Annotated in this window: 10 protein-coding genes and 2 pseudogenes; 8 read left to right on the forward strand and 4 right to left on the reverse strand. The window is 64.1% G+C overall.

The window, feature by feature from the left end:
- The first annotated feature begins 198 nt into the window (after positions 1–198).
- The 3 genes from VT84_RS07765 (at position 199) to VT84_RS40030 (ending at position 2,960) form a co-directional block, all read left to right on the forward strand.
- Entirely contained in the window at positions 199–1,614 is a 1,416-nt protein-coding gene (locus VT84_RS07765; protein ID WP_052559409.1) for a carbohydrate porin, read from the forward strand.
- A 106-nt stretch (positions 1,615–1,720) separates the two neighbouring features.
- Positions 1,721–2,824: a hypothetical protein gene (locus VT84_RS07770; protein WP_204249727.1), complete on the forward strand. Its 1,104-nt coding sequence runs from the start codon at positions 1,721–1,723 to the stop codon at positions 2,822–2,824.
- Positions 2,811–2,960, forward strand: coding sequence for a hypothetical protein (locus tag VT84_RS40030; protein WP_204249728.1), 150 nt, complete (start codon positions 2,811–2,813; stop codon positions 2,958–2,960). The genes VT84_RS07770 and VT84_RS40030 overlap by 14 nt, the downstream gene beginning before the upstream one ends.
- Positions 2,961–3,438: 478 nt before the next feature.
- Here VT84_RS40030 and dapA read toward each other — a convergent pair whose 3' ends face one another.
- The 4 genes from dapA to VT84_RS40035 form a co-directional block, all read right to left on the reverse strand.
- Positions 3,439–4,335 (reverse strand): 4-hydroxy-tetrahydrodipicolinate synthase, encoded by an 897-nt coding sequence (gene dapA / locus VT84_RS07775; RefSeq protein ID WP_204249729.1) that lies wholly within the window; start codon positions 4,333–4,335, stop codon positions 3,439–3,441.
- 113 nt (positions 4,336–4,448) lie between these two features.
- Entirely contained in the window at positions 4,449–5,123 is a 675-nt protein-coding gene (locus VT84_RS07780) for a class I SAM-dependent methyltransferase (RefSeq protein ID WP_082839135.1), read from the reverse strand.
- Positions 5,124–5,236: 113 nt separating this feature from the next.
- Positions 5,237–5,947, reverse strand: a complete 711-nt coding sequence (locus tag VT84_RS07785) for a hypothetical protein (RefSeq protein WP_052559414.1) — start codon at positions 5,945–5,947, stop codon at positions 5,237–5,239.
- Between the two features lie 126 nt (positions 5,948–6,073).
- Positions 6,074–6,598 (reverse strand): DUF2752 domain-containing protein, encoded by a 525-nt coding sequence (locus VT84_RS40035; RefSeq protein WP_052559416.1) that lies wholly within the window; start codon positions 6,596–6,598, stop codon positions 6,074–6,076.
- A gap of 158 nt (positions 6,599–6,756) precedes the next feature.
- Between VT84_RS40035 and tilS the strand changes: the two are divergent.
- From tilS to VT84_RS07815, 5 genes and pseudogenes are all read left to right on the forward strand, one after another.
- Positions 6,757–7,128: pseudogene (gene tilS, locus VT84_RS42155) on the forward strand (tRNA lysidine(34) synthetase TilS); the annotation flags it as partial.
- Positions 7,129–7,424: 296 nt separating this feature from the next.
- A pseudogene (locus VT84_RS40625) lies at positions 7,425–7,952 on the forward strand (ATP-binding protein); the annotation flags it as partial.
- A gap of 101 nt (positions 7,953–8,053) precedes the next feature.
- Positions 8,054–9,634, forward strand: a complete 1,581-nt coding sequence (gene purH / locus VT84_RS07805) for a bifunctional phosphoribosylaminoimidazolecarboxamide formyltransferase/IMP cyclohydrolase (protein WP_082839139.1) — start codon at positions 8,054–8,056, stop codon at positions 9,632–9,634.
- Between the two features lie 125 nt (positions 9,635–9,759).
- Positions 9,760–10,830, forward strand: a complete 1,071-nt coding sequence (locus VT84_RS07810) for a M42 family metallopeptidase (protein ID WP_052559423.1) — start codon at positions 9,760–9,762, stop codon at positions 10,828–10,830.
- A gap of 291 nt (positions 10,831–11,121) precedes the next feature.
- Positions 11,122–12,300, forward strand: a complete 1,179-nt coding sequence (locus tag VT84_RS07815) for a serine/threonine-protein kinase (protein WP_052559425.1) — start codon at positions 11,122–11,124, stop codon at positions 12,298–12,300.
- Positions 12,301–12,351: the final 51 nt, after the last annotated feature.

Consider the following 12,351-nt stretch of genomic DNA (forward strand, 5'->3'; position numbering starts at 1 on the left):
GTGGATATTGTTTGACAGTGTCGTGGTCCGTATCGCACGGGGGGCACTGCCGAGACGGATCAGTTCCCCCAAAACACCGTGACGTTCTGACACAAGATGCGCGCGCACATTACGCACGTTACGCGGAATGCCGATAGTATCCGCGGCCCGACTCCTCATTCCTTGCCGCGCCCCGATAGTGGGGCACGGAGGATTGTCATGCGCGCGGAATTCCGACAGGTCGTGATTGCATCTGTGGGGCTATTGCTCTCCGGGGCACTCGCGATCGGACAACTTCCCACAACGACGGCGCCCGTTCCAAACCCGGGGCCGACTGTGACTGAGCCGTCGGCCCCGGAAGCAACAGCGCCCGTTGTTCCCGAACCTACCGGGGAAGCGGCAGCGGCACCCGAAAACCCATACGCCGGTGACCTGAGAACGCGCCTTCGTGCGCTCGGGGATCCCCTCGGGCTGCGCTCGCGAGCGGCCGACCGCGGGATCACGTTCGACTTGTTCGCGACTCAGTTCTACCAGGGCATTGCCAGCGGGGGACAGGAGCGAACGTTCCCCTTTGGTGGGAAGATCGACTACCTGCTCAACATTGACGGCCAGAAACTCGGCCTGTGGCAAGGGCTCTTTGTGAACCTGCACGCCGAGACGCGCTACGGCCGGTCCACGAACGAAATCGACGGCTTGATCGCGCCGAGTAACCTCCCTCTCAATTTCCCCCGAGAGGACGCGAACATTACCTCGATTACCGGGTTGAAGTTGACCCAGGCGCTGTCCGAATCGTTCGCACTGTACGCCGGGAAAATCAACACCCTCGACGAGTACCCGCTGCGGTACAGCCCCGGTTTGGGCAGCAATAAACCGGGGCTGGGTGGGTTCTTGAACACGTCGCTCGTGTTCAATCCGATTGCGGCGCGCACGATCCCCTACGCCGCGGCCGGTGCCGGGTTCGCGGTTTTGCGCGAGGGCGAACCGCTGTTCACGCTCTCCGTGTTCGACCCCGAGGAGCGGGCGACCAGTGACCTCTCCGGGTTGTACAACCGGGGCGTCGTCCTCGTACCCGATTTGGTCTTACGGACCCAGTTCCTGGGGCGCCCCGGCGTGTACAACTTCGGCGGTACGTACAGCAGTGCCAAATACCGCTCGTTCGACCCGGCCGCGTACCTGAACATTCCGTTCATTCGCTCGGCGGTTGCTCGTACCAACACGGCCCCACAGGAAACCGGTTCGTGGTCACTGTACGCGAACTTTTACCAATCGCTTTGGGCTGATCAGTGCGACAACAAGAGAAATTGGGGCCTGTTTGGTCAGTTCGGGCTCTCGGACGGGAACCCGAACCCGGTCCGGTTCGTGGCCAACGGTGGTATCGGCGGGCACAGCATGATCCCGGGGCGCAAACTCGACACGTTCGGGATCGGGTACTTCTATCTCGGGCTGAGTGACAACTTTAAGTCGCTTGCGCGGCCACTTCAGCCCCAACGGGACGAGTACGGGGTGGAGCTCTTCTACAACATCGCCATTACCCCGTGGGCCCGGTTGACGACCGACCTCCAGATCGCGCGCCCGAGCACGATCGGGGTCGACACGGCGATCATCCCGGGGCTCCGCTTTCAACTGCTGTTCTAGTCCGGTTCGATTTGAGACCGGTATTCCTCTCAACCGGGAGACCGCATTCGCCGATTGTAATAGTTGGTGCAATTGCTCCGCTGTGGGCGCGGCTCTGGGCGAGCGTATGCGAGCCGCCATCGCACGAACTATTCCGGCACTGGTCGCCGTGCTCGCGGCCTTACCGGGGTGCTCTTTCGGCCCCAAGGCGCTCGAGCGAACCCACGGCAAGTACGCGACTGCCGTTCAGCGCGTGGAAGAGGAACAGTTCCTCAAAAACGTCGTCCGGCTCCGGTACGCTGAGGCCCCGCGGAACCTCGATGTGGCTGCTATTGCGGCCCAGTACGAGTTCACCGCCGGGACCGAGGCGCGCCCTTTCTTTTCCACCGAAGCGCCCGGGAACCCGTTCCGCAGTTTCGCCTCGGTCCTCCCGTTCGCCTCCATTGAGGGGTCGAATCGTCCGACGGTCAGCCTCGATCCCCAGGACGATGCGTCCACCATCCGCCAGTTTCTGACCCCTATTTCGGACGAAACGCTCGTCTTTCTGACCCAGTCCGGGTGGCCCGTGTCGAGTATCGTCCGCATCTGGGCCGACCGAATTAATGGGGTACCGAACTGGGTTCCGGCCAGTGGCCCGCCACGGGATGTACCACCGGACTTCCAGCGGTTCCGGTGGGCGGCCGGGTTGCTCCAAGTCGCCCAGGACCGGGAGTGGGGGTCCATCAAAGCCGAAGATCGAACGACGGAACTGAGCGACCCGTTACCGGCCAACGCCGTGAATAGTTCGTCCGTCACCCAGGCGGCCAAAGACGGGTTCGAGTACCGCCGCAAGGGAGACGAGTGGGTGCTAACGGGAGCGCAGGCTCGTGTTTCAGGTGAACCCGAACGGGCGCGGGGCGCCCGAACTTGCGGAACTGGAAGGGTTACTCAACCTGAATGCGAGCGGGGATCGGTACGAGTTGGTTGTAGCGTCCGGAGTTCCGGACCCGGCGAAGAACCCGGTGGCCGGACGCGGCGTTCCGCCTCACCCCACGGTCCACGGCCCAGGCTCTGTTCTTCCTGGCGAACGGTGCAGACGTTCCGCAAGAACACGTGGCGCGCGGGCTGGTCCGGTTGCCGCCCGACGGGACCGCTCGACCGAGGCGGCGGAGGGCGTTTTCCGCGTCCACTCGTGTCCGGGGCACCCGCACAAGCCGCCACAATGCGCCTACGTCTCGGTGTGGTATCGTGACCACTGGTTCTACATCGACGACCGCGATCTGGAGAGCAAGTCGACGCTGCTCTTGATGCTCCAACTTCGCCGGTTGGACTTTCAGCGGCAGCGGATCGGCAACGTGCCAGCGCTGACGCTCCCCGTTGGTCGGTAACTGCTGTCTTCGGTCAGCGGATGCCCCATTGATCGCCCGGCCGTCACACTTTACTGCATCGAAACTCGGCGCCCGCTGTACCCGCCGATCACTTCTCGAACCCGAATACTCTTTTCCAATCTTTCTTCACGTCCACCACCGTCCAGGTTGATATTTCTTGCGATCGCTTTGGTAGCGCGGTCGCTCTACGTACTCGTGGTGGGTACTCGAATTCCGCACGCAGAACCTTGATTTTCTCGCACAGACGTGGTGGACGTGCTTTGGTTTGTGTGCCTACCGTGTGTATTTGCCGCAGGGCGTCTTGCTTGCCTCATATTGGATCGATCGGGCTGCTCGGGCGAAACGTGTGGTGCTTTTGGCGCTCACGGAGACTCCTGCCTGGGTAAAGGGGCGGGGTTGAATCGCGGAGCAGTGCGTCGGCTGGGGCGACGAGCGGTGCCTTTCGACTGTCACCGCTCGTCGACTCTGGCTGTCGGGCTCACTTCAGCAAGCCGTAGTTCACGAGCGTCTGGCGCACCTTCGCTTCGCCGGCCGCGTCGATCGGGCACATCGGCAGGCGCATCTCGCCGTTGCCGCGCCCGAGGAGCTTTATCGCGGTCTTCAGCGGGATCGGGTTCGTCGCCACGCCGAGCATGTCGCGGCAGAGCGGGAACAGCTTCCGGTGCCACTGAAGTGCTTCGTCAAACTTACCCGCGGCGAACGCCTTCACCAGCGCCATCATGTCGCGCGGGACGATGTTACCAACCACGCTCACCACGCCCTTGCCGCCGATGCTCATGAGCGGAAGCGTGAGGCTGTCATCGCCGCTCAAGATCGTGAGGTCGGTGAGGGCCGCGACCTGCGAGGCTTGGTCCAGGGAGCCGGTTGCTTCCTTCACGGCGACGATCGTGGGGCACTTCTCGGCCATTCGCGCGAGCGTTTCGGGCAGGATGTTGCTCGCGGTGCGGCCCGGGATGTTGTAAACGACGATCGGGAGGTCGGTGGCTTCCGCGAGCGCGGCGAAGTGGCGGAAGTAGCCCTCTTGCGTCGGCTTGTTGTAGTACGGGCCGACTTGCAGCGTACCGTTCGCGCCGGCCTTCTTCGCGGCCTTCGTCATCCGGATCGCTTCGGAGGTCGAGTTCGATCCAGTGCCGGCCATGATCTTCGTGCGCCCGCGGGCACGCTCGCACACGAACGAGACCACGCGCTCGTTCTCGTCGTGCGTGAGGGTCGGCGACTCACCGGTGGTGCCGCACGGCGCGAGCGCGTCGGTGCCCTGCTCGCAGTGCCAGTCCACGAGTTTGCCGAGTTCGTCCCAATCGACTTCGCCGTTCTTGAACGGGGTGATAATGGCGACGGTGACACCGGCGAACAACTCGCCGCGAGTGGCAGCCATGACGAACCTCGGCACGTTAGAAGGAGCTATTTCGTTAAGGAGTCAAGTTACGGAACGTTGCGGGGGCGATCAAGTTTGACCGAAGAGCACCCGGGGTTGAAACCCGGGTTCCGTTACGTGTTCTTCCGGGCCAACGTCAGCCCGTCGGCGAACGGCAGGAAACTGAGCGATACGCGGTCGTCGCTGTGGACCTTCTCGTTGAGTGCTCGGATCGCGAGCGTGTCCATGTCGGTCACGCTCAGATCGGCGGGTTTGCCGTCCCAAAGCGTGTTGTCGATCGCAATTAGTCCGCCGGGTCGGACCAGTTCCAGGCACCGCTCGTAGTAGACGTTGTAACTCGACTTGTCGGCGTCGATGAAGGCGTAGTCGAAGGTGCCCGCGTGCCCGTTGGAGAGCAGGTCCGCGAGCGACTGAGCGGCTGGGGCGATACGAAACTCGACCTTGTTCGACAGCCCCGCGGCGGCGAGGTGCTTCTGTGCGATGCCCGCGTAAACGGCGCTGAGTTCGCAGCACACGAGTTGGCCGTCGGCCGGGATCACGCTCGCGACCCACGCGGCCGAATAGCCCGTGAACGTGCCGACTTCGAGGCACTTCTTCGCGCCCATCAGTTGCACGAGCATCGCAAGGAACGGCCCCTGCTCGGGGGCGATCTGCCACTCGCACTCCGGGAGTTGGGCCGTTTCCTCGCGGAGCGTGCGGAACGTATCAGGCTCTCGCAACCCGATCGATAACACGTACTCGTAGAGCCGGTCGGTCATGGGCGTGGGGCGCACGAAGCTCGGCAGCATGTGTGAACCTCGGGGAATGGCGGCGCGGGCGTGGGGATAGTATAAACGCGGACGGGGCGCGAACCGGTTGTCCGGTCCGCGCCCCGCGCTTTTGCTCGATTTCGTGGTCGGAATCAGCGCCCGTCGGCGATGCCGTTGCTCGCCTTGTGGTCGACGTGCATTCGGGCGATTTCGATGGCGAGGTTCTCGATGAACTGGCCCTTGAAGGAGCTCTCGGACACGGCGTCGGCCGAGCGCACCCCGGTGCGCGGGTACGAGAACGAGAGCGGGTACTTGTCTTTGGGCATCCCGTCCCCGGCCCCGACCTCGTACACGGTCACCTGGATTTCGGCCCGGCCCTCGTAGATCTGGTTCTGGCTCCCGGGCTGGTACAGGCGCATCTTTTCCATCCAGATTTCCAGCACGAAGTCGGCACCGAGTTTCTGACCGATGTCGTCGGCGCTCATCTTCTTCCACGTCGGGTTCTGCATCTTGAACTTGTCGACCTGGGTCTGGGTCAGGATCTTCAGCTTGCGCTTGTCCTTGGTTTCTTTGGCCAGTTCGGGCATCTGGCGTGCGATCTTGTCGGCCAGTTCGTTGGCGATGGTCGCGAACTGCGGCGCGCTCCCGGGGGCTACCTGCGGGAGCAGGGCCACCACAACCTCGTCCTTGTCCTTTTTCGGGCCGTCCTTGGCGAATGTCAGTGGCGACGGGGCGGGCACCTTGTCGTCGCGTGCGAAGATGAACGCCGCGACGTTCAGCGGGCTGCACCCGATGGCCGCGACCGCGAAGACCGACCCCCACACCGCCCGGCGGGCCCACTTTCCGGCTTTGCTACGGTTCATCCGTGAACCCCCCTTACAACAGAATTCGGCAACAGAATTCGGAAGACAGTATTCGGAGAACCGCGGGCAGAGTCGGCGCTTTGGGCGCTCCGCGCCCGTAGCCCGTCGATTTCTGCCCGCCGGTTCTTACCCCCAAATCAGCAGCACGCCCCAGCGTGCGAGCATAAGAAAAACAACGGCGCCGGTGACGCACGTAAAAATCAGTTCGCCGGCCCCTCGGCGCTTCGGGACGAAGAGCGGCTGCCCCCGCAGCCCGCTCGCCAGTGCCCACACTAAAGTCAGCGCCCAGATCACGCAGATCGTGGTGCCCACCCAGTTCGCCCGGAGGGACGCGGACACGTCCCCGTGAACCAGGAGGGCGAAGCTCGTTGTCATCCCGCACGAGGGACACGGTTTGCCGGTCAGCACCGCGAAGTTGCACGGCGGCATCCCGAGCTGCGTGTGCGTGGACATCGTCCGCGGCGCGCCGTCCTCGTCGTAAGGATGGATGTAGGCCGCTGCCGCGAACACGGCCGTGAGCGCCGCCGCGAGTGACAGTAGCGCCGCCCGGACCACGCGCTTCAGCCGGGCCGCGTCTTCCGCGGGGCGAAGCACCTTTGCCCGGGGCGGCCTCTCGTCGCGGGTGTTCGTATCGGGTTGTTCGGGGTGCACGCATAGCCTCCGACGGGTCGCGACGCAAGCGGACTTTCTCATCACCCGGGCGCGTGCCGGGATGATATTTGGAATTCTACTCGGAGCGGGAACGTAGCGTGACGCGCGTGTTGCGGGCGGTACGGCGGTTTACGGCGAGTCGGCCGGGACCGGGCGTTGTGGCAGTTTCCGGTGGCGCGGACAGCGTGGCGCTCCTGTGTGCGCTGCGCGCGTGCGGCGCGGCTGTTGTCGTGGCGCACGTGAACCACCGGCTCCGCGGAGAAGAGTCCGATGGCGACGAAACTTTCGTGCGCGAACTGTGCGCGGCGCTCGGCGCAGAGTGCTACGTTCGGAGCGCGGATGTAGCAGCCCTCGCGAGTGGGAGCAACCTCGAATCCACCGCGCGCCGGGTGCGGTACGAGTTCTTCGCGGAGGTGGCGCACGCGATCGGCGCGGCCTGGGCTGCGACCGCCCATACTGCCGACGACCAGGCCGAGACGGTGCTCCACCGACTGATTCGCGGCACCGGATTGCAGGGATTGCGAGGGATCGCGGCTGAGCGGGGGCAACCTACCCCCCCGGCCCCCCTCCCTGAAGGGAAGGGGGAGCAAAGACAACCTAACCCCCTAACCCCCTTCCCTAAGAAGGAAGGGGGAACAGAACCAAAAGCAGAAGCCGGCACATCGGAGACACTGGTTTTAAGCCCCTCTCCGTTTAGGGGAGGGGTTGGGGAGGGGTTGCAGCCACAACCTACCCCCCCGGCCCCCTCCCTGAAGGGAAGGGGGAGCAGGCGCGCGATCTCGCAGGGCTTGAGGCTACGTCGGCCGACGGTTCTTTCTCCCCCTTCCCTTCAGGGAGGGGGGGAGGTTCTCCCATCCTCCGACCGCTACTCGCCGTCACGCGCGTCGATGTGTTGGCGTATCTCGCGGAGATCGATCAGCCGCACCGCACCGACAGCACGAACGCGGACACGAAGTTCACGCGCAATCGCATCCGGCACGAACTGCTGCCGCTGCTTAAGACGTTCAACCCCGATGTCGTGTCCGCACTCACGCACCTCGCGGAGCACGCCACCGAAGCACACGAGGTGATTTCGTTCGCCGCGGCCGAGTTGCTCGCCCGAGCCGGGCGCCCCAGCGCCGCAAATGTGCGAATCCTCGACGCGAGTACGCTCGCCGGAGCACCGCGTGCCGTGACGCGGGCCGCGTTGCGATTGCTTTGGGAACGCGAGGGTTGGCCAATGAACGACATGACGTTTGATGCGTGGGAGCGCGCGGTCGAGGTTGCGTGTCGTAACGCCGGCGCCTGTGATTTTCCCGGTGGCATCAGCATGCGATCCGCGGGGCGGGTGGTTCAGATCGCGTCGCGAAAGTAAAAAGGTAAAAAGCAAAAGGGAAAATGGTGCCTGCGCCGCATCTGTGCTTCGTTTTACCTTTTGAATTTTGCCTTTTTACTTGTTGGAACCGGAGGTTCCTGATGTTGCGTCCGATTCGCCGCGCGTTGCTGAGTGTGTCCGACAAGACTGGGCTTGTGGACTTCGCGCGCGAACTTGCTTCCAAGTACGGCGTCGAACTGATCGCCACCGGCGGAACCCGGAAGGCGCTGGCCGATGCCGGTCTGCCGGTGAAGGACATCAGCGAACTGACGAAGTTCCCCGAAATCCTCGACGGGCGCGTGAAGACGCTCCACCCGGCGATCTACGCCGGGCTGCTGGCCAAGCGCGACAAGTCGGAGCACATGCAGACGCTCGTTGAGCACGCGCTGCCCGAAATCGACCTCGTGGTCTGCAACCTGTACCCGTTCGAGCAGACCGTCGCGAAGCCCGGCGTGACCGAGGCCGAAGCGATCGAGAACATTGACATCGGTGGGCCGTGTATGGTCCGCGCGGCAGCGAAGAATTTCGCGAGCGTGACGATCATTGTGGACCCGGTTTCATACGGCCCTGTCCTGAAGGAACTCGGCCAGAACGCGGGCCAACTGAGTCGCGAAACGCGCCGGGAACTGGCGAGCGGGGCGTTTGCCCGGATCGCTGCTTACGACCACGCCATTGCGAACTACTTCCTGACGGGCGGGGCGCCGGGCGAAGTCAATTTCGACGACCCCGATGTTCTGCCGCTGCTGTTTATTCCCAACCAGAAGCTCCGGTACGGCGAGAACCCGCACCAGCGCGCCGCGTTCTACTCGGACGGCACCGCCGACCACCCTTGCGTCGCGACCGCGGAGCAGTTGCACGGCAAGGAACTCAGTTACAACAACATCCTCGACCTCGATTCGGCGCTGAACCTGGCGCGCGAGTTCGCGGCCCCGGCGTGCGTGGTGGTGAAGCACAACAACCCGTGCGGTGCGGCGACTGCCGGTAAACTTGCGGACGCTTTCGGGCTGGCCTGGGACGGTGACCCGCTCTCCGCGTTCGGCGGGATCATCGCGTTTAACCGGCCCGTCGATGTTGACACTGCCAGTGCCCTCATGGACCCGAAAGCCAAGCGGTTCATCGAGTGCGTCATCGCTCCGGACTACGAGCCATACGCGCTCGAGGGGCTCAGGAAGTGGAAGGAAAACGTCCGGCTCCTGAAGACGGGCGAGTTGACCGGCTTCCCGAAGGGGCTCGACTACCGACGTGTGGACGGCGGGTTGCTCGTGCAGGCTCGTGACTACGGCGCGGACAAGCCCGATGCGTGGAAGGTCGTCACCAAGCGCAAGCCCACGGAGGCCGAGTTCAATGCGCTGTACTTCTCGTGGTTCGTCTGTAAGCACGTGAAATCGAACGCGATTGTGCTCGCTCGCGATACACAGGTCGTCGGCGTCGGAGCGGGGCAGATGTCGCGGGTCGTTTCGGTCGAGATCGCGGTGAAGAAGGCCGGCGAGAAGTCGAAGGGTTCGGTGCTGGCGTCGGACGCCTTCTTCCCGTTCCCGGACAACGTCCACGCGGCTGCCGCAGCCGGTGTGACCGCGATCATCCAACCGGGCGGGTCCGTGAAGGACGCGGACAGCATCGCCGCGTGCGACGAGCACGGGATCGCCATGCTGTTCACCGGCGTCCGGCACTTCCGACACTAAACATCAAGGAACAGAGCGGCCGCAGATAAACGCAGATACAACGCGGATTGAATCAAGAATTCTGTTTAGATCCGCGTTTCATCCGCGTTTATCTGCGGCCGCTCTCTTTATTTGGAGAGCCAGAGATGGAACACACGTCGCACGAGTTCTTGAAGAATCTGCTCGAAACGCCCAGCCCGTCTGGGTTCGAGCAGCAGATTCAGCAAGTGGTCCGCGATCGCATGAAGCCGTTCGCGGACGAGATCCGCACCGATTCGCACGGGAACGTGTTCGCGGCCCGGTTCCCCGAGGGGCGCCCCGCTGACGCCCCGCGCATCATGCTCGCCGGGCACTGCGACCAGATCGGCCTCATGGTGCAGTACATCGATTCCGACGGGTTCCTCTACATCCAGCCCATCGGCGGCTGGGACATGCAGATCCTGCTCGGCCAGCACCTGACCGTTTGGACGAAGAGCGGCGGCATTCACGGGGTCGTGGCGCGGCGCGCGATTCACCTCCTGAAACCGGAAGAGCGCGGAAAGGTGCCGGACTTCACCGACGTGTGGGTAGACATCGGCGCGAAGAACCGCGAAGAGGCCGAATCGCTCGTGCGGTGCGGCGACCCGCTCACGTTCGCGCTCGGCTACCGGCCGCTCCGCAACGGCCTCGCGGCCAGCCCCGCGATGGACGACAAGGTCGGGCTGTGGGTATGTATGGAGGCCGTGCGGTTGCTCCAGGGGCGCCCGCTCAAGGCCGCGGTCTTCGGCGCATCGACGGTGGCCGAGGAGATCGGGCTGCGTGGGGCAACGACGGCCGCCTACTCGATCAACCCCACCGTGGGTATCGCGGTAGACGTGACGCACGCGACCGACACCCCAGGGAGCGACAAGAAGTCGCAAGGCGACATCAAGTGCGGCGCCGGGCCGGTCGTGTACCGTGGGCCGAACATCAGCCCGCGTGTGTTCGACCTGCTTGAAGAAACCGCGAAGGCGCACGACATCCCGGTGCAGGTACGCGGAACTCCGCGTGCCACCGGCACCGACGCGAACGCGATTCAGATCGCGCGCGAGGGCGTCGCCACGGGGCTTATCGGCATCCCGAACCGCTACATGCACAGCCCGGTCGAAGTGATCCACCTCGACGACCTAACGAACGCGGCGAAGCTCCTCGCGGAGTTCTGCGCGGTAGTCGGTCCGGAGACAAACTGGATTCCGTAACCGATCAGCCACAAGTAGCCGGGACCGCGGATGGCCTTTTCTTCCACTTCTGGGTGGTGAGAGCGGGCGTCCGCGGTCCCGGTTCTTTTATCCGCAGCCAATTTCCGCGTTCCGAATTGCGCTGAAGCATGAAAATTCAGTCAGATTCTGTCCTTCGGATGCCGGTCGTCGGGAATCCGGACGTGATTGGAATTTCCGACGGCCCCACGCGCCCGAAATCCCTGCGTCTCGTGGATCGCGCTCTACTCTTGTTCCGGCGACAATCACCCAGTCCGGCCGGAGCTTTCGTCCGTGGCAACACACACGCAACTTCCGCGACTCAACTCGCCGTTCCTGAGTGCCGTTCGTAAAAGTGGGCTGCTCACGCCGGACGACTTGGTAGCGGTGTTCGCGAACGCTTCTCTCGACCCCACAACCGCCGAACCGCTCCAGGTCGCGGCGCTGCTCGTGCGAAAGAAGCTGTTGACGAAGTTCCAGGCGATGCAGTTACTCAACAACCGGACGCAGGGCTTCGTCCTCGACAAATACAAGATCCTCGACGGCATCCGGCAGGACCGCGTCGGGATGGTGTTCAAAGCGGAACACACGACGACCAAGCGCACGGTGGCCCTGAAGGTGCTGCCGTGCGACCGGGCCAGTGACCCGACCATTCTGAAAGCGTTCATGGACGAGGTGCGGGGCGCCGCGAAGGTGGACCACCCGGCCGTGGCCCGCATCCTCGATGTGGGATACTGGCAGGGGACGCACTTCGTCGTCTCCGAATTCGTACCGGGACCGACACTGGATAAGATCGTCGCGGAGAGGGGGCCGCTGACGCCGGACGCCGCCGCGCAGCTCATCGCACAGGTTGCTGTGGGCCTGATGCACGCGCACTCGTGCGGGCTGATCCACCGCGACCTGAAGCCCGGTAACCTCGCACTGATGCCGGACCGGAGCGTGAAACTCATCGATCTGGGGCTGACGCACATGCTCGAAAGCCCGTGGGCGCGTGTCACGAAGCGGATCAGCACGAAGGAGTACGCGGAGGAGATCGCGCACATCGCGCCGGAGCAGGCGTGGGGCTGCGAGATGGATTGCCGCAGCGACGTGTACAGCCTCGGCTCGACGTTCTACTACCTGCTGACGGGCCAGGTGCCGTTCCCGGGGCTGGCCCCGGAAATGATGGCCGAACGGCAGATCCGCGGGGTGCCGTCGCCGGCCGATCTTCGGCCCAAGATCTCCCCCGAGTTGGCCCGGATCGTCATGAAAATGGGGGCGAAAGACCCGCACACGCGCTACCAAAACGCGCGCGAGGTGGTTCAGGCGCTCCAGGCGTGGCTCCCGCTCGCACAGTGTCGGGCGCTCGGTATCTCCGCGGAGCACCCGAGCTTCGGGGCGCAAGAAGACTCCCGCACGCACGCAGCCGTGACGTCGGCCAAGCCCGCGAAGGGCGGCATCTTGGGCTTCGTCCGCGGGCTCTTCGGGCGGTAACGTTCTCGATCAACCATTGCGGCATTTCGCGACCGGCGTTCTCCTGCGATA

The sequence above is a fragment of the Gemmata sp. SH-PL17 genome (genome assembly GCF_001610855.1).
GTDB lineage: Bacteria > Planctomycetota > Planctomycetia > Gemmatales > Gemmataceae > Gemmata > Gemmata massiliana.